Below are 22,931 nucleotides of genomic sequence, written 5' to 3' on the forward strand. Positions count from 1 at the left end.
ACAATGAACTCAAACAAAGTATTCTATCAATAAAAATTAACGCGCTCTGCGGCCACGATTTTTGCTATTTGGTCGGGTTGTACCATTGGTTTTACGGCGTGGTTTCTCACCTTCTTCCATTTGCCAGATTCGTTTAGTTCCAGATTTTTTCTTTTCACCTTCGGGCTTTTTCTTCTGCATGGGTTTGCCGCCAGTACCACCTGGTTTTTTCACATAGGATCGTGAACGATAAGGCTGTTCTGCTGGAATATCTTTGAAATCAGAGTAAAGCAGTGGTTCAATTTCTACCGTCTCACCAGGTTTTAAACCAAGCTGAATCAGATCAATAGAACCAATTTGAGTACGAATAAGGCGTAAAGTAGGAAAACCAACACTAGATGTCATACGTCTAACCTGACGATTACGGCCTTCACAAATTGAAATTTCAATCCATGAAGTCGGAATATTAGCACGATAACGTACAGGTGGGTTGCGCTCCCACAGCAATTCGGGCTCTGAAACTTTAACAACTTTAGCTGGAAGCGTCATACCATCTTTTAGTTCAACACCTTCCCGTAATTGTTCTAGTGCTTCTTCAGAAATATCACCATCAACCTGAACTAAATAGGTTTTGTATTTTTTATTTGCGGGATTAGTGATAAATTGATTTAAACCACCATGATCTGTTAAAAAAACTAGACCTTCTGAATCCATATCAAGGCGACCAGCCAAACGTAAAGTCGGGTCATCAACAAAATCAGACATTGTCATGTGTGCTTCGTCTTTACGGAATTGGGAAAGTACACCATAGGGTTTATTCAGAATAATAATTTTCATAAAATACGACTTCTTTAAGCTAACACGATAAAAACTTTGAGCTTATACAATGAAATATGTTTATTTCCTATATATAGAGTTCAAAATTATTAAATTCAATTTCGCTATTATGCGTTAAGATGAGTTGAAAGTATTGTTTATTGATAAAATTTTTAATATTAAATGATAAGTTTAAAGCAAATAAAGAAAATGATGACGTAATCTTATGGTGTTTTAGCTATTAAAAGCACCCATTTAGAAACAAATGTTATTTGCTCTTTAGGGTGCAGGTTGGAAAAATAATTTGCTTTGGTTTAGCGGAAAATTTTTAACGTCCGCCCATCAGGATCGATGTAATAATGCCTGTAGCTACAGCAACCAAAATATAATCACCATTAACTTCTAACCAGCGGTGACCACGAGGTGGTTGAGGTAAATCACGATCTCTCCAGTCATTCACATAATGCTCCTTACTTCGAAATTCTCCAGGTACACGATCACCTCTTTTCCAATCTTCATGTGGTTGCGGAGCACGATTGCGGTCATAAGAATCTGGATGGCCTTCTGGGCCATGATTAGGTGGAGCATCTCTGTCATTTTGATAACCATAATCTTGCTGACCCCGATCAAAATCATCAGGATTTGCAAACGCTAAAGCACTGGTTGAAGCTAAAGTTGCTGCGAGTAGTATAGTTGCAATTTTATTTCTTAACATTAGAAACTCCTTAAGTTTATAGTGTGTATAACATCACTTAAGAATATAAAAAATATGAATGAATTGAATCATTATGTAATTGGATTTAATTTTTATTGATAAAAATTACAATAAATAAAAGATAAAGTTTATAATTTGTAGAAATTAAGAAAGTATTTTTAAGATTTTGATATTATCTAAGTTATTTAGATCGTATTTAATTTCAACTTTTTTACCTATGGTATATTATTCTAATTCACTATTTTTTAATAATATCTTGATATTATTTGTAATTCTTGTATCTGTTTTTTTTAAACTTTAATTTCATATAAAACATTGGACGATATTGAAATTTAATTAAAGAATCTAGAAAATAAATAACTTTTGCCGTAGTTGTAATGCCTCTTTTATAAAGATAAAAGCGATAAAATAAATCCTTAAGTAGAATTTTCCACCAAACATAAAGAATAAATGTAGCAGACTATATTGCAAAAATAATCAATAAAATTTGAGAAAACATTATTTATTTTAGCACTAATATCATTGGATAGTACATCATATAAAAAATGTGTTTAAAAATACAAGTTAAGTTTTGTCCAAAATTCATGATTAAATATACTTTTATAGCAAAAATCGGGTTAAGATCTTACAAGAAAACTTAAATTATATAATCATTTATGGTCATTGCACCTAAATGGTTTTTATATGATTGATCTAGTGTGCATTGAATATAGAATTAATGAATTTTAATGGTTAAAATAAAACCCGACATTAAGTCGGGTTTATAGTATTTTTAAAAATTAATCTTTTTTATCTTCAAATTCTTTGAAATCAGCTTTACGAATCATGGCGTGAATACCTTTAGTTTTATCTACAACTTGAGAAACTTGGAAATCTGTAGCAGCACTTAAATATGCATAAGCAGTTGCTTCATCAATACCAAATTCATTTTTTAAGAATGCAATAGTTTCGCGAGTTGATTTTTTCATTGCTTCGTCAAGATCAGCATCTAAACCGGGTGTAATCCAGAACTCTGCATTTTCAGCTAGAGGTTGTTTAATTTCTTTACCAGGAAATTTATCTTTACCAGCTTTTAGCAAAGTGATTTTAAGCGTGGAACGTGCTGAGCCTTCAAGAGCAGTCAAAGAAACTTCACCATCACCTTGTACAAAATGACTATCACCTGTATAGAACAACGCACCAGTAACTTGCACAGGATAAAGGCTTAAAGTTTTTTTGGGTATATGCAAATACTGTATCTGTAGCTGCATTGGGTGCGGCGACAGGTATAGCTTCTATTGTAGTGAGAAAAATGGGAGGAAATACTGGGGTAGGTGGACTTTTATTGAATGGATCAAAAGCAGGTAAAATATTGCTACGCCAGTACAGGAGGTCAGTTAGTTGCAGCAGGTGCAATCGGTTATATGGTATGGAGACAGAAGCTCGTAACTTATATATGCAAACAGATGCAGGTCAAAAATTTGATGATTAGGGAGGGAAAAAGATTGCTGAATTGTTAGCATTCTTTGGCAATGGTGAAGCTCAGGCGGCATGAGCTGCACAAGAAAAATACGATTAAATGCTTACAGCGCAGCAAAATCAGACAAATGTCATTTCAAATCAATTGGATCAAGTCATTACTGCAACAAACAATATGGCTAATCGACCACCACCGCCTGTAAGCATCAACGGTGGATCATTATTTGATGCTATATCACCAAATCTAATACTGAAGTTACTTGACACGGGAGTGTTCCTACAACACCGTTAATCTTTAAATAAAGCATTAGAATCTATTAGTGCAGAATTGGCCACAAACTTACAGATTGCTTACATGGAATTTAGGCATTAAAAAACCACTTAGGATTAGTACACCTAAGTGGTTGTTCTATATGGTGGGCCCACCGTGACTTGAACACGGGACCAACGGATTATGAGTCCGCTGCTCTAACCAACTGAGCTATAGGCCCTTTAATATCGCAACTTATTGTATTTGCGATATTTTTACAATTTTCGAATACTATCTTTTTTCTTAAAAAAACACAAGAGTTTTCTTAAGTAGATGCATAGTAGATTGCAAAAATATTGTAATATACAGTGATATATTGCAAAGCAAGTGAATTTTAGCTTATGTCTAGCAATCGAGTAAAGCCAACCAAGACATTTATTGATCAACTAGATTTAATTTTTAATACTTAACAAGATAATAAACACCTATTTAAAATATTTCTCTCTAAGACTTGTTTCAATAATATTTCAAAATGGGTTTAGTTCAGCAAAACTTTTCTAAAAACATTTATTGATCCTGTAATTCTAAAGCACGTTGATATAATTCTTTTTTCTTCATACCGGTTAAATCAGCAGCCAATTGCGATGCTGATTTAACGCTTAAATCCTGTAATAAACGTTTCAATAATTGATCAGTTTGTTGCTGTTCATGGTTTTGTGGTTGATTATTTCCTGCAACAACTAGCACAATCTCTCCTTTTTGTTGATGATGATCCTGTTCAACAAATGTCAGTAATTCAGCAGCTGGTTTTTGTACAATAGTTTCAAATGTTTTAGTAATTTCTCGTGCAAAACCAATTGCACGATCTGCGCCAAAAATTTCAACCAAATCTTTTAAACAATCTACAATACGATGGGGGGCTTCATAAAAAATATGTGTTTCTGGTTTATTTTTTAATTGTTGTAACTGGTTTTGGCGTTGTGTTGCTTTAGAGGGTAAAAAGCCAATAAACGTAAATCGATCACTTGGTAATCCTACACAGGATAAAGCAGCAATGGCGGCACATGCACCAGGAATCGGGCTGACACGAATACCAGCTTGTTGCGCTGCCCGTACCAATTTAAAACCAGGATCACTAATTAACGGTGTTCCAGCATCACTAATTAAAGCGACATCTTCACCAGATTGTAACTTTTCGATAATTGATTTTATTTTACTTTCTTCGTTATGATCGTGGCACGCAGTTAATGGCGTTGCAATATTGTAATGTTTTAACAACGGTGCAGATTGGCGGGTATCTTCTGCTGCGATTAAAGACACCGACTTTAATATGTTGATTGCACGATAAGTGATGTCATCTAAGTGCCCAATTGGGGTGGCAACAACATATAACTGAGCACTCATTTAGGGAAACTCCATGAAAGTGAAAAAAATAGCATTGATCTCTTTGGCTACACTTGGTTTATCAAGTTGGGCAAATGCAGAGATTTTGGTTATTCTACCTCAAACTGGCCCAATGGCGAATGCTGCTGACAGTATTAAACGTGGGATTGTGCAGGTAAACACGCAATCTTCACAAAAATACAAATTTAAATTTGTAAATAGTAGCAATCAGTCACTTAAAAATATTTTGCAGAGGCAAGTCAATGCAAATACTGAGTTAGTTATTGGTCCTTTGGATAAAAAACAGGTTGAGCAGCTGATTCAATTAAAACCTAAAGTAAAAGTTCTGGCTTTAAATCAGGTACAATCGCAGATAAACAATGTTTATCAATTTGCTTTGTCCAAGGAAGATGATGCCGTGGCACTGACACAGGTGATGAAAAATAAGGGTGTTGAAGAGTTAATTGTATTACGTGATAAAAATTCGGGAAATCAAACAGAGAGTTTTTATCAAGCCATGAAACAGTTATGGGGTGAGAAAATGCAGGATGAAAATAAACTGCCATTTTTCTCCCGAAAAAAACGTGGTGTTTTGGTTCTGGGTTCTGGAAAATGGGTAAGTGAACAGGATTTACCAAAGAAAAATATTTATACTTTGCCTTATGCTATTGAAGAAAATCATCCAGTTCCTGAAGGTATGGTATTTTGTGATACGCCAGCATTATATATTCAACAATGGAGTGATGTAATTAATGCATATAAACAAAAACCTGTAAGTTTGCCATACCAGCGTTTAATTGCATTTGGTGGCGATGCTTGGCAACTTGCCGATGGGTTGTTACAGCAAAAAAATGCGCAAAATGTTGGGTTTAATGGTCGAACCGGACAATTGAAAATTAGTCAATATACAGTTCAACGTCAACCACAGTGCTTTGAATATCATAAAAAAGGTATAAAATCCTTATAATATAGATCAAAAGCCATATAAATCATGCAAAAACAAAATATTGGACAATGGGCAGAACAATTGGCCTTAGATTATCTCCTGACTCAAGGATTGAGTCTGATTAAACAAAACTATCATAGTCGCTGGGGCGAAATTGATTTGATTATGCTAGATGGAAATCATCTTTGTTTTATTGAGGTAAAAGCTCGTAAGCTTTATGGTATGGTAGATGCACTGGAAGCTGTGGATGTGTATAAGCAGCAAAAAACAATTTTGACAGCTCAATATTTTTTGCAACGTTATCCTGAATATGAAAATTTTGATTGTCAATTTGATGTGGTGGCGTTGAATTATACAAAAAGGGCTGATTTATCAAAAAAATGGATAGATTTGTTACAGCAAAACACTGTAAATTTACAGTGGCTCAGGCATGCTTATACCATGTAATTGAGAAATAAATGAAGCCATATCAATCAGGAGTATTTTGGTGAAGGCAATTAAGATTTTGACAGTAGCAATGGTGATCAGTTTAACAAGTGGTTGTGCATCATTTATTGCGAATAACACGTCCAGTACTGTTGGTACACCATCAGGAGAAAGAAGTCTTGGACAGGTTGTACTTGATAAATCCATAGAGCGAACTGCTCGCATTAATATGTATAAACTGGATAATCGGTTCAAGCAATCACGTGTCAATATCGAAAGTTTTCACAGTGTTGTTTTGCTTACAGGTCAAGTGTCTGACGCCCAATTAAAGCAATTGGCAGAAGACAATGTAAAAGCCATGAGTGATGTTAAGGCTGTACATAATTTTATTACAGTTGGACCACAAGTTAGTTATTCCACAATCATGCAGGATTTGGCAGTAACAACCAATACCAAAGGCTTGCTGATGCGTGCACCAGTGGTGAGAGAGAGTAAAGTACTGCTACATACAGAAGATGGTGTACTGTATGTAATGGGGCGTTTAAATAATGCTGAAATTACAGATCTGAATGGTGCTTTACAAAAAGTTGGTAACGTTACTAAAATTGTAACTTTGATTGATAATATTGAACAAAATCAAAGTGTCAATGCAGCAACGACAAATATCGGGTTAGGTGGAGGAGCGAGCACGACATCTTATGCCAATGATCCAACACCAGTTGCAGTTGATCCAAATCAGGAGCAACCTCAGGCCGAGGCGATTTATAATCCTGAACCGTCTTCATCTTCACAATAAGCTGTTGATATTTTATTCACAATTAATATTATAGTATCAAGATGAATAGTTGATTCGCTATTCATCTTGACATGGAAATCACTTATAGAAATTTATGCTTATATTCTGATTTAGATTAAATCAGGATTTGGTTTTTAATCAGGATTAAGTTCAGTATAAATCTTGGATAAGTTATGTGCAGTTGCCTTAATCATCTTATGCGCAATACTTCCTGAGGTCGGGATTTTAGGTAATTGATCATAATTAAAGAAATCCGCTTCCAGAATTTCTTCAGGCTGTAAAATAATATCACCGCTCTCATATTCAGCATGAAATGCAATCATCAAATTGGAAGGAAAGGGCCAGGGTTGGCTGGACAGATAAGTCAAATTGTTAACCTTGATACCGACTTCTTCTGCAATTTCACGATGAACTGCTTGTTCCAGTGTTTCACCTACTTCTACAAATCCGGCAATTAAGCCATACATATCGTTATTTGGACGATTTGCTTTGGCCAAAAGAATTTCATTCTGACGAGTGATGATGGTAATAATACATGGCTGTACACGTGGATATTGATGGTAATGACATGCTGGGCAAATCATGGCAAATTCTTTTTTATGTGGCACAGTTTTTTCACCACAATGGCTACAAAAACGATGGTTACGTTTCCATTCCAGTAATTGTTTGGCTTTGGATGCTTGTTCAAATTCTTCCACTGTCCAATACATGATTAATTCACGAATAGGAACTAGTTGGAATCCTTCAGGTAACGGCGTATTTGCACGGATATCCCGAACAATAATTTTATCTTTGGCAAGTTCAATAAATAAATCGTATTGACCGGCATCGACCAAAGGCAAGTCTAGATCAGTATTGACGACCAGATTTTGCCCTTGAAAAAGATATGCGATATGTTTAGACATTTAACACATGGCCTGTTGTAGTTGTGCAACACTATCTAGCCCCACTTGCATGGTTTTTGGCATAAATGGGTGGTGATTTTGGATCTGTTCAAAATGATAGTCGGCACTGGCAATAGTATTGGCTAACAAACGGATTTCTCTGGATTGTAAGTCCCGTTTGGTTGCTAAAATATACTGTTCCAGTAATTGGGCTGTTTTCTGGAGCATCTGATAACCTTGTTCAGATTCCAGAAAAAGTAATCCACCGGAAACTTCGCGCAAAAGAGCAGGTATCTCTTCAAGTTCTGTATGTTGCATATTTTGTGCATAACGAATCAGCATATCACTTAGTTTTTGTACCGATAATCTGGCTTCCTGACACAATGTTTGTTGAGCATTTTCTACAGTTTCCAGAATAATATGATGGTTATTGATCGGTAATTTTGCTCGAACAGGGGTGTACTCATACGCCAGCATCTGTAATGCGTTGCTGCTAAACAATAACGCATTCATCAGTTCATTAGCATGCGCTGGATCAGCCAAATATTGTATAGAACGTATTTTTGTGGCTTGTTGTTGTAATTGTATGGCTGCTTGCTCTAAATTAATAATAGAAAAAACTTTAGCCATCTCAGAGAGTTGTTCTGAAATTTTGAGCTGTTGAGAATTATCAGTTAAATAATCCCCAAACTCAATTTGTTTTTCGATTGTAGTAATTTGCTCATTAAGTAGATGAACAACTGTGCTGATCGTATTAAAATCAGGGCCAAAAAGTTGACGACGCAAACATTGTAACTGATTGTCACTCAGAACATCATCCATGAGATTGAGTTGTTCACGAATCTGAGCAGCCACAAGAGAATCTTCGCTTAGACATAAAATAATCACATCTGCAAGATTTTGAATTTTTACTTCAAATAGTGAAGGCTTAGCAAAAAACTGTTCGGCAAGTTGTTCAATCTGAATCAGGCTACGCAAACGTGGTTCGGTCAAATGAATTTGTGCGCTATTTTTTAAGGCTTGATGTACCAAACGCCAGAACTGCTGGGATTGTAATCCTTCAGCCTTTAGGGAAAAATAATTACCACAAAGCGAAAGTGCCTGATAATCCAGCAAAGAGGTTTTATTCTTTAAAAGGTGTAACAAGCTGACTTTATATAGTCGTAAAACCAGTTGGCTTTCTGGTAATTGTGCAGGATTATCCAGTTTAATATTAGGTTCTATAGCTTCTAGAAATGGCTGAACAACAGTTCCTTCATGAGTAAGTGGCTTTTTAAGGGAAATTTCAAGCTGATTAATGGCTGAGATAAGCAGTTGTGGCGCTGAAGCTTCCTTGATACATAGAAAATCAATGTAATGTACCAGCGTATTCATACCTTCGCTCATGGCCTGAATATCATTGGCGTGAATATTTTGTTGCTTAAAATCCTGTAATACCTTGTACATGACATCGGCGGTGAGCTGAGTTAATTTTGCCAAATAAGGTTGTTCAATAAGTGCCAGAACTTGTGCTGCCTGTTGAAGGTTGATTAGAGCATCTTCTATGCCAAAGGGCATAATTTGATCTTCTAATAACTGATTTACCCCTGTTTCCACATTCTTAATTATATTTTCAATTTCAGTCTTAACAATTAATAAAGGTGTGGAATCAAAATGTGATGATGATTGAAATGACATAGGTCAATAACCTTTCCTAAAGGACTTTTTTAAGTTTGTGAACTTGGTTTAGCATGTTTATCTATAACAGACACAATACCATTGTCGCTGAGAAAGTTAAATATCAATCCCATAAATTAAGCAGGGGAATTTTCTTCAAATAGGCTAGGTTGATCATTCTTTTCCCGATATTGTGCCATCCATGCTTGATGTGCTGCCAACTCTTCCTCACGAGGTTTAATCACCGGCGTAGAAATTGGCTGAGAGTTTTGTTGGGAATTTAATTGTATTTGCTGCTGGTTGTGAGCCGAGTTATCAATGTCTAGGCTGACTTGTCCACCAGTCATTGCCAGATAAACATCTGCCAGAATCTCGGCATCCAGTAATGCGCCGTGAAAAGTACGATCTCGTGCCGGAATTTCGTAACGTCTAACCAATGCATCTAGTGAGTTTTTCTGTCCAGGATGTTTGCGTTTGGCAAGAAGCAGGGTATCAGTTACACCACATACTGTAGAAAGTGACCCAAAACCGGCACGTTCAAATTCTGCATTAAGGAAGTTCATGTCAAAGGTTGCATTATGTGCGACAATTTCAGCACCTTTTAAATAGTCAAAAAGTATTGCTGCAATTTGCTGAAACTTAGGTTTATCTGATAAAAAATCATCGCTTAAACCGTGAATATTTTCTGATTCCCCGACTTCTTTTTCGGGGTTAATGTAGATATGAATTGAGCTACCAGTTAAACGGCGATTGATCATTTCAATCGCCCCAACTTCAATAATTCTGTCACCATCCTGATAATAAAATCCTGTAGTTTCTGTATCTAAGATAAGTAGGCGTTCACCATGCTGATGCTGTGTTGTGTCTGTAATTTTAATAAATTCAGCCAGTTCGGCTGGTATGGTGTGAGTTTGTTCGTTTAACGTCTTATCTTGCGAAGATGAGATTATTGTGGTTTCATCAATGTGTGTTGCAATCATCATTGGTTCTTCAGTATTTAGATCATCAGCTTCAGCCACTAAGTCTTCATCCAGTCCAAAAGGATCATCAAGTAACCAGTCTTTTTCATTCTTGGTGCTTTCTGGCAAGTCAGTTAATTTTTTTTTTGTGACTGAGTCGGCTCCCAAGTTTGCCAATTGATCAGCACGTTCATTGCCTTCATTACCTGCATGACCTTTAACCCAGTGCCACTCAATATTCCTTCCTGTGCAAGCCTGATCAAGTTTTTTCCATAAATCTGGATTTTTGACATCCTTCCAGTTTTTTGCTTTCCAACCAGTAATCCATTCGGTAATGCCACGTTTTACGTAAATTGAGTCGGTATAAATAGTGAGTTGTGCTGCTACAGGACAAGCCAGAATACCTTCTATAGCTGCGGTGAGTTCCATACGGTTATTGGTGGTATTCAATTCACCACCATGATATTCCTGCGTTTTTTTTTGTTGATCAATGATAAATGCTCCCCAGCCACCAATACCAGGATTACCTCGGCAGGCACCATCAACATAGAGTGTGAAAGACTGGGTGGAATTGCTCATAAATATTCAACTTTTGTAGTGAGTTGCCAATCGGGAACCGCTATTTTAAACAAAAATCGGTGCAACTGTTGCATGAGTTCGATTTTTTTTAAATTTCTTGTAACATTTATAGCATCAGGTGGATACAAAATTACATTGTTTTCGATATGTGCTTTAATACAATGCAACAATTCATTGCTTTAATTTTTAGATTTTTTTGGAAACATTTATGTTAAAAGTGACTGCCTTGGCATGGCAAAATGTAGTGAACCAAACCTTTAAACTCTCTATATTAACTACTGCACTTGCATCAATTGCTGTCCTTTCCGGGTGTAGCACAACCCAGCAAAATTCACAGGTTTCCAAATCTAAAAATGATTTACTGGATGCAGACAGTTTAAATTCTCTGGAAGATTTATTGTACGCGACGGATATGCGTGCAGTAGAAAGTGACCGTTTATTAGTACTACGTTATGGTGATGTCTGGAGACGAATGACGGTCGGTTTTAAAATGAATTTGAGTGTTTATGACCCAAGAATCGAAGCGCAACGTGGATGGTTTATTTCCCGTCAACCATATTTGGATCGTTTAAGCGCACGTGCCAGTCGATATTTGTACTATACGGTTAAAGAAGCTGAACGCCGTGGTATTCCTACAGAGTTGGCTTTATTACCAGTCATCGAGAGTTCCTATGATCCTGCTGCAACCAGTAGTGCTTCTGCCGCAGGGTTATGGCAATTTATTCCAAGTACCGGCCGAATCTATGGCTTAAGACAAAGCGATTTGTATGATGGTCGCCGTGATGTTGTAGAATCTACTCGTGCAGCTTATGAGTATTTGTCCAGTCTTTATAATCAGTTTGGTTCATGGGAATTGGCTTTGGCTTCTTATAATGCTGGACCGGGACGTATTCAGCAGGCAATTAACCGTAATAAAGCTGCAGGTTTACCGACGGATTACTGGTCATTAAAACTTCCAACTGAAACCATGAATTACGTTCCACGTTTTCTGGCGGTAGCACAAATTATTAAAACGCCTGAACGTTATGGCGTACATTTACCAGCAATCGCTAACCGTCCCCATTTCCGTGAAGTTGCAATTCCCGGTTCAATTGATTTAAATGAATTATCTGGGTTAATTGGTGTAAGTCGTGGCGAGTTGTATGCACTTAATCCGGCACATCGAGGGAATTATACAGATCCAATGGCACCGGGCCGAATTTTGATTCCAAATGAAGTTAATGCTGCAATGGATAGCAAAATTGCCAGAATGAAAACGATGTCTGGCTCGGGTGGGTTATGGGCAGGTACAGCAGCGCCACCACCAGTGTTGACGACAAGCCCATCAACGGCAAGACCTGTAACCAGCGTGTCAGCGCAATCTGCAACTTCGGTAGCAGTGAGTCGATCGCAACCTACGCCTCAGCAGACAGTTGTGGTTAATAATACTACAAAACGAACCACTCCACAGGGTTCTCAGGCACTTGCTGCTTTTGCTGCCAATGCGGATGTACCAAGTGCGCCAAGATTACCTGTATCGATTACACCTGCTAGAAATGTACAGCAAATTAATATAGAACCCCCAATTTCTGATGCGGAGAAACAGGTCATCATTGCTCAGGATGATGCAAAAAACGCAGCAAATATTAAAACATCCCAGCAAGAAAATGCAGCAGTGGCCAGAATTGTCGAACCAAAACCTAGTGATGCTGAAAGACAACAGGTAATTCGTGAGCTAGAACAAATTGCACCTAAAGGTACAGAGATTGTAGATCCACTGGATGGTAAAATTAAATTAACAGCAATCCAGAGTAGTCAGTCAATTGCTGATCAAAAAGGTGAAGAAGTTAAATTGAATTATGCTTATCCTAAAGCAGTGGCTGATGCCGAAAATCGTGCGCATTCCGAAGCTATCGCACGCAATGCAGGTAAACCGATTGTTGAAACACAAAATGAGGTTGTGGTGGTCGCACCTAAAGGGCAACGTCAAGTTTATACTGTACAAAGTGGTGATACATTGCTAATCGTTGCCCAAAAGTATGGTCTAAACTGGCGTGATATTGCTGTATGGAATCAGATTAATCCAGATAATCCATTATTCGTAGGAACGCGCCTGTATTTATATAATGCAAAACCTTTGGTATCAACTAATTCACCATCTGCACCTGCAATTAAGCGTCCGGATCGCTATACGGTAAAAGCTGGCGATAGTTTGACAGCAATCGCCCAGCAATTTGACGTTAGCCTTCAGGATCTGGCTGCATGGAATAATTTAGCGCCCACCAGTAATGTGCGTATTGGCCAGCGTTTAACTTTAAATGAACCTAAAAACTTTAAATCTGCTAACGCAGGCTCATCCTCAATATCAAATACTAATAGGAATACTGTTGCTACTGAAACATATACGGTGAAACGTGGTGAATATTTGCAAATGCTTGCCGCACGTTATGATATGAGTATTAACGATTTACTTACATTAAATCCGGATTTAAATATCAATAGTAATTTGCTGGTTGGACAAAAAATTAAAGTCCCAAAAACGCAGCTAAAAAATACAGTTGCTTCAAGTAATGAAAGTTCACCATCTACAACACCAAAGATTAAAACCATGACCTATACTGTGGTGGCGGGTGATTATTTGAGTTCGGTTGCAACCAAATACAATATTAGTTTAAGTGATTTGGCAGCATTGAATAATATTAATCTGAATACACCAATTATGGTTGGACAAAGATTACAGGTACCTGCAACAGAACAACGTCCGGAAAGTTATGTTGCTCAAAATGGCGATACATTAAGCTCAATTGCAAGAAAGTTTGATCTTAGTGTGACAGAACTGGCATCGTATAATTATTTGAAAACTACGGCACGTGTAAATCGTGGCATGATTTTGAAATTACAGCCACAAAGCAAGAATACAAGTACGGTAGCTAAAAAAACTGAACAGAAATATGATCAACCAGTGACCAGCCAATATAAGGGTGATACTGAAACTTATGTAGTACAGGCAGGCGAATCATTAACTGCACTCGCAAATCGTTATCAACTTTCCATCACTGATTTAGCTGCTTTAAATAAATTAAAATCAAATACTTCATTACGTGTAGGACAAAAGATCAAAGTCCCAAAACGTACCACCAGTTATAAGGTAAAAGCTGGAGATAATCTGACAAAATTGGCACAACGCTATAATGTTAGCTTACAGCAATTGGCTGAAATGAACGATTTACAGCCAACAACTCAGGTGCGTATTGGGCAAGTTCTCACAGTACCAAATTCAAATTGATCGTATTTGGAGTATAAAAATGGTGCAAGTGTCGCAGCGAGCCATGATTGTGGCTTGCTTGAGTACTGTATTTAGTGGATACCATTTAAGCTACGCTGTGCCACAAACTCTGAATTATATTAGTCTGGATGCAAAGCCACGTTATCATCAGGTTAATGCTTTTCCATTTGCTCATCCTAATGCTCCTAAAGGTGGCTATATTGCTTTTCCTGCAATAGGTACATTTGATAACTTCAATAGTATGAATGGCAAGGGTTCTGCGGCAGATGGTGTGCAGTATCTTTATGATGGTTTAATGAAAGATTCACCTGATGAACCCGGCGTAGCCTATCCATTATTGGCCAAAAGTGTAACGTACGATCCGCAAAATCCAGCGTTTGCCGTATTTCATTTGAATCCAGAAGCAAAATTCAGCGATGGCAGCCCAGTGACTGCACGTGACGTTGTTTATACTTTTAATAAAATCTTGAATGAAGGCGCTCCTGGAATTCAGATTTATTTTTCCGGCATTGCCAAAGTTACAGCCTTAAATCGTTATGATGTACGTTTTGATTTTAAAGGAAAAGATAATAAAGAATTACCATTAATTGTCGCTTCAGTATCTATTTTTTCTGAAAAAGATCTTAAAAATAAAGATTTTTCACGAGTTACCTTACAAGCACCGCTAGGAAGTGGTCCTTATACTGTAAAACAGATTAATCCTGGGCGCAGCATTATTTATCAGCGTAATCCTCAATATTGGGCGAAAGATCTTCCCATAAATCGAGGTGCCTATAATTTTGATCAAATACGTTATATTTATTATCGTAATCTGGAAATTGCCTTTGAGGGATTTAAAACTGGCCAATATACTTTACATACTGAATATTCTGCCAGACGTTGGATGACGGAATATAATTTCAATGCAATGAATGCAGGCTTAATTAAAAAAATTGAATATCATCACAGGAATCCAATTGCCACGCAAAGTTTGTCACTTAATACGCGGCATACACCACTCAATGATATTTTTTTCCGACAGGCATTGAGTTATGCCTATGATTTTGAATGGCAAAATAAAGCACTTTTTTATGGAAAGTATAAACGACTTCAAAGCTACTTTGATAACAGTGAACTGGCCGCAACTGGAATGCCATCTTCAGATGAACTTAAAGTTTTAAAACCGTATTTACCCCAACTTAGTGCCTTGGAAAAATATGGTGTGATGATTGATTGGCGTTATCCTGTTTCAGATGGCAGTGGTTTTAATCGCGATAATTTACTGACAGCCAGACGTATTTTGCTACAGCGTGGTTATCGTTATAATGCAAAAGGACAGTTACTGGATAAAAATCACCAACCTATTCGACTTGAATTATTGATTACACAAGACAGTCTAAAACGCACTTTGATGCCATTCGTACGTAATTTAAAACGATTAGGAATTCAACTGGATGTACGTCAGGTGGATTCCTCTCAATATTTGGAACGTATGCGTAATTACGATTACGACATTATTCCCAATTTATTACCGCAATCACTTAACCCGGGAAATGAACAAGCACGATTTTGGACAACTGAATCGGCGAATCAACCGGGAAATTACAACTATCCGGGCATTAAAAGCCCAGTCATTGATGCAGTGGTACAACAATTAATTAATGCAAAAAATCGTGACGAACTAATCACATATACCAGAGTATTGGATCGCTTGTTACGTGCGGGTTTTTATGAAATTTTAACCTATGGTAAGGATGCTGAGTGGTATGCCTGCTGGGATATGTATGAACAACCATCAACAACGCCACAGCTTGTGATTGGCTTGGATTATTGGTGGGTTAATCCACAAAAAGCGCAAAAAATTACCCAGTATATTCAGCGCAAACCGTCTTAATCACAAAATCAAAGGAAGACAAGATGGGCACATATATCGCCAAACGTTTGCTGCTGATGATTCCAACCTTATTGGTGATTTTGCTGATTAATTTTGCCATTGTACAAATCGCTCCGGGTGGTCCTGTTGAACAGGCAATTTACCGAGCTGAAACCATGAAAGGTATGGGAAATAAAATTAGTGGGGCAGAAACCATGAGTCCTGATGCAAATTATCAGGGTGCAAGAGGATTATCGCCTGAAATGATCGATCAAATCAAACATCAGTATGGTTTTGATCAACCTGCGTATTTACGTTTTTTGACCATGCTCAAAGGCTATCTTAGACTGGATTTTGGCAATAGTTTTTTTAAGGATAAGCCGGTTATTGACTTGATTAAAGATAAACTGCCTGTGAGTGTCTCTTTAGGCTTATGGAGTTTTTTACTTATTTATCTAATTTCAATTCCACTTGGAATTAAAAAAGCACGAGCAGATGGATTACTGATAGACAAAACCACATCATTATTATTAGCAATTGGTTATGCAGTACCCACATTTGTATTTGGTGTTTTATTGATTGTATTTTTTGCTGGAGGAAGCTACTGGCAGTGGTTTCCGTTACAGGGATTAATTTCAGATAATTTTAGTGATTTAAGCTTTTGGGGTAAAATCAAGGATTATTTCTGGCACATGACTTTACCGATTCTTACAATGGTGCTGGGCGGATTCGCCAGTTTGACTTATCTCACCAAATATTCTTTTATGGAAGAATTAAGCAAGCAATATGTACTTGCTGCCCGTGCCAAGGGATTGAGTGAAAATCGTGTCTTGTACCGGCATGTATTCCGCAATGCCATGTTGATTGTTATTGCAAGTTTACCTGAAGCTTTGGTTGGGATTTTCTTTGTCGGCAATCTGTTTGTGGAGATTATTTTTAATCTGGATGGTTTGGGCTTACTTGGATTTGAAGCTGTTACTCAACGGGATTATCCGGTTATTTTTGGCACTTTATTTATTTTTACTTTGCTGGGACTAATTCTAAGGTTGATCAGTGATGTGATTTATCAATGGATTGATCCGCGTATTGATTTTGAATCCCGGGGAGCAAAATAATGTCGCCACTGATACAACAAGCTGTACAGCGATTAAGAAAAAATCGACTAGGTATGGGATGTATCATTATTTTTTTCCTAATTTTTATATTGTCGATGGCAGTAGAATTGGTTGCTAATGATAAACCAATCATGGTGTCTTATCAGAATCATTGGTATTTTCCGGTATTTAAACAGTATCCTGAAACCACATTTGGTGGGGTATTTGAAACAGAAACAGATTATAAAGATCCGGTTGTACAACAATTGATTCATCAACATGATGGCTGGATGCTTAATCCGTTGATTGCATTTTCTTATGATACACCGAATTTACAACTGGCTGTTCCTGTACCATCACCACCAACTGCCCAAAACTGGCTAGGGACAGATGATCAGGGACGTGATGTTCTGGCACGTGTCTTATATGGATTAAGAATTTCTCTATTGTTTGGATTATGTTTAACCTTTGCTTCTGCAATATTGGGTATTATTGTTGGTGCTATTCAGGGATATTATGGTGGCTGGATTGATCTGTCAGGTCAACGCATATTGGAAGTTTGGGGTGGCTTACCACAATTATTTATGGTCATTATTTTGGTCAGTATGTTTACACCTAATGTGTATTGGTTATTTTTGATTATGTTATTTTTTGGCTGGACAGCGTTGGTTGGATTGGTGCGGGCAGAATTTTTACGCGCTAGAAACTTTGACTATGTGCGGGCTGCTCGTGCGTTAGGTACGCCTGATCATCGTATCATTTTTAGACATATTTTGCCCAATGCTTTAAGTTCTAGTTTATCGCAATTGCCATTTATTTTGACTGCTAACATCACGGCGCTGACAGCATTGGATTTTCTTGGATATGGTTTACCTCCTGATGTACCATCACTGGGTGAATTGCTGGAACAAGGAAAAAATAATTTAAATGCACCGTGGTTAGCACTTTCCGGATTTTTTAGCTTGGCAATTGTATTGTCATTATTGATTTATATCGGGGAGGCATTGCGCGATGCATTTGACCCAAAACGATAAGCATACGCCATTACTGGATGTTCAGCATTTATCTATTACTACTGAGCAGCAAACGCTATTACAGAATTTAAGTTTTCGTTTATATGCAGGACAAACTCTGGCTTTGGTTGGGGAGAGTGGTTCCGGAAAATCTATTACCAGTTTGGCAATTTTAGGGTTATTACCCGATCAACTGAAAATTTCAGGACAGGTCAAGTTTGTAGGGCGTGATTTACTGCAATGTAATGTACAGGAGCTAACTCAAATCCGGGGCAAGAAAATTGCTATGATTTTTCAGGAGCCAATGACAGCATTAAATCCCTTGCATCGTGTTGAACATTTGATTGGTGAAACCTTGCGCTTAAATGGCATGTCTAAAGCCGCAGTTCGACAAAAAGTTCTAGATTTACTTCAGGATGTTGGCTTAAGTGATGCGGAAGAAAAGTTGAAACGCTATCCGCATCAATTGTCTGGTGGGCAGCGACAACGTGTGATGATTGCTATGGCGCTGGCTCAGGAACCTGATGTTTTAATTGCTGATGAACCAACGACAGCATTAGATGTCAATTTACAAGTCCAAATTCTTGATTTACTTAAGACATTGCAACAACAACGGCAAATGGCCATGTTGTTAATTAGTCATGATTTAAATTTGGTACGTCGATATGCTGATCAAGTTATGGTATTACAACAGGGTCAATTGATCGAACAGGGCGATATCGCTAGAGTTTTCGCACATCCAGAACAGGATTATACTCGACTTCTGCTTAATCAGGATTTTGGACAGGCATTGGCTTATCGTCCGGATGCATTGGCATTACTTGAACTACAAGATCTTCAAGTACGGTTTCCAATTAAATCCGGAATATTTAATCGCACTCATGCATACTTTACTGCATTACACCCACTTAGCTTAACACTTCAGCAAGGACAATCCATTGGTATTGTTGGAGAAAGTGGCTCAGGCAAAAGTACATTAGCATTGGCCGTTACGCGGTTAATTGAAAGTACAGGACAGATTCAGTTAAATGATATACGTTTGGATCAATATAACGAAAAACAACTTAGACCTTATCGACAATATATTCAAATTGTCTTTCAGGATCCGTTAAGCAGTTTAAATCCTCGTTTAAATGTGGCTCAGTTGATTGGTGAAGGATTACAACTCCAAGGACTTAGCAAGTTACAAATTCAGCAAAAAGTATTGCAAACATTGACTCAGGTCGAGTTACCGGAAGCATTTGCCCAGCGTTACCCACATCAATTATCTGGCGGCCAACGCCAACGCGTTGCGCTGGCTCGTGCCTTAATTTTGCAGCCGAAAGTCATTATTCTGGACGAACCAACATCAGCACTGGATCGTAGTACACAACAATCTATTGTTAAATTATTACGTGATTTACAACAGAAATTTCAGCTCAGTTACTTATTTATCAGTCATGATTTGGCTGTGGTCAGAGCATTGTGTCAACATATTCTGGTCTTACATCATGGTCAGGTGATGGAATTTCAAAGGACAGAACAATTATTTGAGCAACCCAAAACAGCATATACTCAGGCATTACTGGATGCCAGCTTATTGTAAATCCATTATTTGCTTATCCGATAGAATAATTTGGTTGAAGCTTGCCCCAATAGAAATTGTAAATGTTTAAAATCATGTAAAATTTACTGTCAATCACTATTCAGCAGTTTCGTTGATGCGTTATGATATTCGCCTATCGTGCTTTATTTTAAATGTTGATCTTGGATTTGATGCTAAAATTATCTGTCAGTCGCCAATTGATAAGTTTAATCATCATGTTTTTTATGATGATAACGAGTCATGTCAGTTCAGCAATGACTCATCAATACTTGACTACTCATCTGATCAGCACCCAATCTGAACATATAGAAACCCTTAATCATCATGATATGCTTCATATTGCACAGTCTATCCAAAACTGCCATGAGCAGCAGCGACACTCTCAATATCAGCATTCCCAACATACCAACATTTGTATGGATGAGTTGACGATCAATGATCAGCAGCATACGCAATATCACTGTCAGGATTGTAGTTCATGGCATTGTAGCAGTAGTTCTTATGTATTGTTGAATCAGTCTGTTTTATCTGCACCGAATCAATCAGCCAGTTTTGAAACCACATTAAACGTGTTGTATCAGTTTAATCGTACTACATACATTTCCTCTCCATTGCTGCGCCCACCTAGAGTTTAAAGCTTTAAAAAATCTTTAATTTTTTAGACTTTATTTTAGGAAAAATCATCATGAAATCGATCATGCCATATTTATTGGCAGCTTTTGCATTGTGTTGGACGCAGCTTATTTTTGCTCAGACAAAGGAATATCATCTGATTATTGATGAGAGGAATGTCAATATTAATGGTAAATTCAGCAAAAAATTAACAGTAAATGGACAATTTCCTGCACCTACTTTGACATTTGAAGAAGGGGATGAGGCTGTCATTGTTGTTCATAATCATTTAAGTAAGGAAGAAACCGCCTTACATTGGCATGGCTTATTACTACCTGCGGTCATGGATGGCGTCCCTGGACTCAGTGGATTTAAGGGAATTCCTGCGCATGGACAATTTACCTATCGTTTTAAAATTCGGCAAAATGGTACCTATTGGTATCATGCACATAATAAAGCACAGGAACAAGATGGACTGTATGGGGCATTTATTGTTTATCCTAAAGGTAATATACCTTTAACTGCCCAAGAAAAAACACAACAGGATTATGTGGTGATGTTATCCGAATTTCATCCGAGTTCGGGGCAGAAAATCATGAATAATCTGAAAAAATCAGCAGAATATTATCAAAACCAGCGAGAAACTTTTGGAGATGTTTGGCAACAGTTCCGTCACCAAGGCATTCAAAAAACATGGCAAGATCGTAAAATGTGGAATCAGATGCGAATGTTAAAAACCGATTTATCTGATGTCACAGGTTACACATTTTTAACCAATGGGAAAACCTCTAAGCAAAACTGGACAGGTACATTTAATTCTGGTGATAAAATTCGTTTGCGTTTTATCAATGCTTCGGCCATGTCATTTTTTGATGTACGTATTCCCAATCTAAAAATGACGGTTGTGAGTGCTGATGGGCAACCAGTCAAACCAGTGAATATCGATGAATTTCGCATTGGAACCGCGGAAACTTATGATGTGCTGGTAGAACCTAAGCAAAATCAGTATCAAATTCAAGCAGAATCCATTGACCGAAGTGGATTTGCATTGGCGACTTTACTGGCAAAAAATACACAATTTAAACCTCAACCAGAACCAATACATCGTCCACGTGCGCTATTAAGTATGGAGGATATGCCGATGTCAGAGATCTCACACCAGCAACATACAGCAATGCAGCATGCCGAGATTTCAACACAAAAAATGGCGATGTCTGAATCAGTGAGCCAGCATGAAATGCGTCAGATGATGAGCAATCATGAGCAAATGCATACTGAGAAAAATTCTGTACAAGGCTGGAGTAATGCTTCAACTCCACAAGGTTTGATTGCCTTAAAATATTCAGATCTACAATCTTTAGATTCACAGCAAGATTTAAGAATACCAGAGCAAACCATTGAAATCCGTCTTGGTGGATCGATGGAACGTTATTTATGGACAATAAATGGTAAAAAATACAGTCAGGCACAGCCATTACAAGTCAAATATGGCGAACGTGTACGTTTAAAATTTATTAATGACAGCATGATGGCACACCCAATGCATTTACATGGCATGTTCGTACAGCTTGAAAATGGACAAAAAATAGAAAATTTACCAAATAAACATACGGTGATTGTACCGCCAAACAAAACGGTTAGTGTGTTATTAACTGCTGATGAATTAGGGGAATGGGCATTGCATTGCCATCTTCTTTATCACATGACCTCAGGCATGATGACTAAACTCGTGGTTGCACAGGTCGATCCTGCTCAACAACCAGCAGTTATCGCATTACCGCAGGGAGAACATCATGTACATCACTAAAAATATTGAACAAACAATGCTATTTTCTACAGTCATTACATTATTTCTGTCCAGTCCAGTGAGTGCGCAAGATATGATGCAACATGATCATTCCATGCATACTCAGCATGAACAGATCGTGGATATGTCACAAGCAGAATCTAAGCAACAGAAAAATACCAGATCCTTCAGTTCAGATTCACAGCAAATACATCAACATTTACACGGTAATGAAATTTATCAAGCCACTACATTACAAAATCAATGGCTGTGGAATGGGACAGATCATGGTTTATTACAATCTGAATTAAAAAGCTGGATAGGTACAGATGAGAACAAACTGTTTATTCAAGGTCATTTAAATAAAACCGAATCGGTGCAATCACATTATGATATAGCCTTATTATATAGTCATTATCTTGCTGAATTCTGGGACATACAAATAGGATTTAAATATCAGAATAATCTTGATTTAAAACAGGATGATGGCTTATTGGTAATGGGTTTGCACGGCTTAGCGCCTTATTTTTTTGAAACTGATCTAAGTTTTGCTGTCAGTGATCAACAGAGTCAGTTGAATCTGGAAACATCACGAGATTTTTTGTTTACACAGAAATTGATTAGTCAGCCTTATTTAAATGTAACGCTTATATTAAATGATAAGCAAAAAATTGCACGTAAAACAGGATTAAGTGAATTGCAAAGTGGTATTCAGACACGCTATGAAATTAACAAAACAGTGATGCCTTTTGTTGATATTTCTTATCGTTATGACAAAGGTTATAAAACATGGATTGATCAGGATCATGCACAAGATGGCATGTATTATGGTTTAGGTTTGAGCCTTAAATTTTAGTTATCTTTGATATGCAAAATG

At 37.4% G+C, this 22,931-nt stretch carries 17 protein-coding genes, 1 tRNA gene and 1 pseudogene; 11 read left to right on the top strand and 8 right to left on the bottom strand.

Annotated features, from left to right (window positions below; genetic code table 11):
- Nucleotides 1-36 precede the first annotated feature (36 nt).
- The 5 genes and pseudogenes from F4V57_RS12550 to rsmI form a co-directional block, all read right to left on the bottom strand.
- A complete protein-coding gene (locus tag F4V57_RS12550; RefSeq protein WP_070070779.1) occupies nt 37-816 on the bottom strand; it encodes a pseudouridine synthase in 780 nt (259 codons plus the stop codon).
- A 307-nt stretch (nt 817-1,123) separates the two neighbouring features.
- Nucleotides 1,124-1,510, bottom strand: a complete 387-nt coding sequence (locus F4V57_RS12555; RefSeq protein WP_070070778.1) for an RcnB family protein — start codon at nt 1,508-1,510, stop codon at nt 1,124-1,126.
- Between the two features lie 779 nt (nt 1,511-2,289).
- Nucleotides 2,290-2,709, bottom strand: a pseudogene (locus F4V57_RS12560) (acetamidase/formamidase family protein); the annotation flags it as partial.
- A gap of 673 nt (nt 2,710-3,382) precedes the next feature.
- A tRNA-Ile gene (locus F4V57_RS12565) sits at nt 3,383-3,459 on the bottom strand.
- Between the two features lie 326 nt (nt 3,460-3,785).
- Nucleotides 3,786-4,622 carry a 16S rRNA (cytidine(1402)-2'-O)-methyltransferase gene (rsmI, locus tag F4V57_RS12570; protein WP_070070033.1) on the bottom strand — a complete coding sequence of 279 codons (837 nt, stop codon included), beginning with the start codon at nt 4,620-4,622 and terminating at the stop codon, nt 3,786-3,788.
- Nucleotides 4,623-4,635: 13 nt separating this feature from the next.
- On the opposite strand from rsmI, the gene F4V57_RS12575 reads away from it, so the two are divergent.
- From F4V57_RS12575 to F4V57_RS12585, 3 genes are all read left to right on the top strand, one after another.
- Nucleotides 4,636-5,568: a penicillin-binding protein activator gene (locus F4V57_RS12575; protein ID WP_070070032.1), complete on the top strand. Its 933-nt coding sequence runs from the start codon at nt 4,636-4,638 to the stop codon at nt 5,566-5,568.
- Between the two features lie 24 nt (nt 5,569-5,592).
- A complete protein-coding gene (locus F4V57_RS12580) occupies nt 5,593-5,994 on the top strand; it encodes a YraN family protein (protein ID WP_070070031.1) in 402 nt (133 codons plus the stop codon).
- Between the two features lie 70 nt (nt 5,995-6,064).
- Nucleotides 6,065-6,769 carry a BON domain-containing protein gene (locus tag F4V57_RS12585; RefSeq protein WP_141729240.1) on the top strand — a complete coding sequence of 235 codons (705 nt, stop codon included), beginning with the start codon at nt 6,065-6,067 and terminating at the stop codon, nt 6,767-6,769.
- Between the two features lie 134 nt (nt 6,770-6,903).
- On the opposite strand, the gene nudC is transcribed toward F4V57_RS12585, so the two are convergent.
- The 3 genes from nudC to dnaQ all read right to left on the bottom strand — a co-directional run bounded on the left by nudC (nt 6,904) and on the right by dnaQ (nt 10,847).
- Nucleotides 6,904-7,674: an NAD(+) diphosphatase gene (gene nudC, locus F4V57_RS12590; RefSeq protein ID WP_070070029.1), complete on the bottom strand. Its 771-nt coding sequence runs from the start codon at nt 7,672-7,674 to the stop codon at nt 6,904-6,906.
- On the bottom strand, nt 7,675-9,330 hold the full coding sequence (locus F4V57_RS12595; protein ID WP_070070028.1) for a hypothetical protein: 1,656 nt from the start codon (nt 9,328-9,330) through the stop codon (nt 7,675-7,677).
- Between the two features lie 116 nt (nt 9,331-9,446).
- Nucleotides 9,447-10,847, bottom strand: coding sequence for a DNA polymerase III subunit epsilon (gene dnaQ / locus F4V57_RS12600; protein WP_070070027.1), 1,401 nt, complete (start codon nt 10,845-10,847; stop codon nt 9,447-9,449).
- Between the two features lie 208 nt (nt 10,848-11,055).
- Between dnaQ and F4V57_RS12605 the strand changes: the two genes are divergently transcribed.
- The 8 genes from F4V57_RS12605 to F4V57_RS12640 all read left to right on the top strand — a co-directional run bounded on the left by F4V57_RS12605 (nt 11,056) and on the right by F4V57_RS12640 (nt 22,910).
- Nucleotides 11,056-14,112 carry a LysM peptidoglycan-binding domain-containing protein gene (locus F4V57_RS12605; protein WP_070070026.1) on the top strand — a complete coding sequence of 1,019 codons (3,057 nt, stop codon included), beginning with the start codon at nt 11,056-11,058 and terminating at the stop codon, nt 14,110-14,112.
- 19 nt (nt 14,113-14,131) lie between these two features.
- Nucleotides 14,132-15,985, top strand: coding sequence for an extracellular solute-binding protein (locus tag F4V57_RS12610; RefSeq protein ID WP_081409217.1), 1,854 nt, complete (start codon nt 14,132-14,134; stop codon nt 15,983-15,985).
- Between the two features lie 23 nt (nt 15,986-16,008).
- Nucleotides 16,009-17,079: a microcin C ABC transporter permease YejB gene (locus tag F4V57_RS12615; protein ID WP_070070025.1), complete on the top strand. Its 1,071-nt coding sequence runs from the start codon at nt 16,009-16,011 to the stop codon at nt 17,077-17,079.
- Nucleotides 17,079-18,092: an ABC transporter permease gene (locus tag F4V57_RS12620; RefSeq protein ID WP_070070024.1), complete on the top strand. Its 1,014-nt coding sequence runs from the start codon at nt 17,079-17,081 to the stop codon at nt 18,090-18,092. Before F4V57_RS12615 ends, F4V57_RS12620 begins: the two co-directional genes overlap by 1 nt.
- Entirely contained in the window at nt 18,070-19,656 is a 1,587-nt protein-coding gene (locus F4V57_RS12625; RefSeq protein ID WP_070070023.1) for an ABC transporter ATP-binding protein, read from the top strand. The genes F4V57_RS12620 and F4V57_RS12625 overlap by 23 nt, the downstream gene beginning before the upstream one ends.
- Nucleotides 19,657-19,880: 224 nt before the next feature.
- Nucleotides 19,881-20,291: a hypothetical protein gene (locus F4V57_RS12630; protein WP_141729239.1), complete on the top strand. Its 411-nt coding sequence runs from the start codon at nt 19,881-19,883 to the stop codon at nt 20,289-20,291.
- A gap of 50 nt (nt 20,292-20,341) precedes the next feature.
- A complete protein-coding gene (locus F4V57_RS12635) occupies nt 20,342-22,075 on the top strand; it encodes a copper resistance system multicopper oxidase (RefSeq protein WP_070070021.1) in 1,734 nt (577 codons plus the stop codon).
- A complete protein-coding gene (locus F4V57_RS12640; RefSeq protein ID WP_070070020.1) occupies nt 22,062-22,910 on the top strand; it encodes a copper resistance protein B in 849 nt (282 codons plus the stop codon). Before F4V57_RS12635 ends, F4V57_RS12640 begins: the two co-directional genes overlap by 14 nt.
- The last annotated feature ends 21 nt before the right edge of the window (nt 22,911-22,931 follow it).

The sequence above is a fragment of the Acinetobacter qingfengensis genome (genome assembly GCF_008693185.1).
Lineage (GTDB): Bacteria > Pseudomonadota > Gammaproteobacteria > Pseudomonadales > Moraxellaceae > Acinetobacter > Acinetobacter qingfengensis.

Coding starts and splice junctions, on each gene's coding strand:
- dnaQ (WP_070070027.1), bottom strand. CDS start 10,847: ATGAGCAATTCCACCCAGTCTTTCACACTCTATGTTGATGGTGCCTGC.
- F4V57_RS12580 (WP_070070031.1), top strand. CDS start 5,593: ATGCAAAAACAAAATATTGGACAATGGGCAGAACAATTGGCCTTAGAT.
- F4V57_RS12605 (WP_070070026.1), top strand. CDS start 11,056: ATGTTAAAAGTGACTGCCTTGGCATGGCAAAATGTAGTGAACCAAACC.
- F4V57_RS12615 (WP_070070025.1), top strand. CDS start 16,009: ATGGGCACATATATCGCCAAACGTTTGCTGCTGATGATTCCAACCTTA.
- F4V57_RS12610 (WP_081409217.1), top strand. CDS start 14,132: ATGGTGCAAGTGTCGCAGCGAGCCATGATTGTGGCTTGCTTGAGTACT.
- F4V57_RS12575 (WP_070070032.1), top strand. CDS start 4,636: ATGAAAGTGAAAAAAATAGCATTGATCTCTTTGGCTACACTTGGTTTA.
- F4V57_RS12640 (WP_070070020.1), top strand. CDS start 22,062: ATGTACATCACTAAAAATATTGAACAAACAATGCTATTTTCTACAGTC.
- F4V57_RS12620 (WP_070070024.1), top strand. CDS start 17,079: ATGTCGCCACTGATACAACAAGCTGTACAGCGATTAAGAAAAAATCGA.
- nudC (WP_070070029.1), bottom strand. CDS start 7,674: ATGTCTAAACATATCGCATATCTTTTTCAAGGGCAAAATCTGGTCGTC.
- F4V57_RS12555 (WP_070070778.1), bottom strand. CDS start 1,510: ATGTTAAGAAATAAAATTGCAACTATACTACTCGCAGCAACTTTAGCT.
- F4V57_RS12595 (WP_070070028.1), bottom strand. CDS start 9,330: ATGTCATTTCAATCATCATCACATTTTGATTCCACACCTTTATTAATT.
- F4V57_RS12635 (WP_070070021.1), top strand. CDS start 20,342: ATGAAATCGATCATGCCATATTTATTGGCAGCTTTTGCATTGTGTTGG.
- rsmI (WP_070070033.1), bottom strand. CDS start 4,622: ATGAGTGCTCAGTTATATGTTGTTGCCACCCCAATTGGGCACTTAGAT.
- F4V57_RS12625 (WP_070070023.1), top strand. CDS start 18,070: ATGCATTTGACCCAAAACGATAAGCATACGCCATTACTGGATGTTCAG.
- F4V57_RS12585 (WP_141729240.1), top strand. CDS start 6,065: ATGGTGATCAGTTTAACAAGTGGTTGTGCATCATTTATTGCGAATAAC.
- F4V57_RS12630 (WP_141729239.1), top strand. CDS start 19,881: ATGATGATAACGAGTCATGTCAGTTCAGCAATGACTCATCAATACTTG.
- F4V57_RS12550 (WP_070070779.1), bottom strand. CDS start 816: ATGAAAATTATTATTCTGAATAAACCCTATGGTGTACTTTCCCAATTC.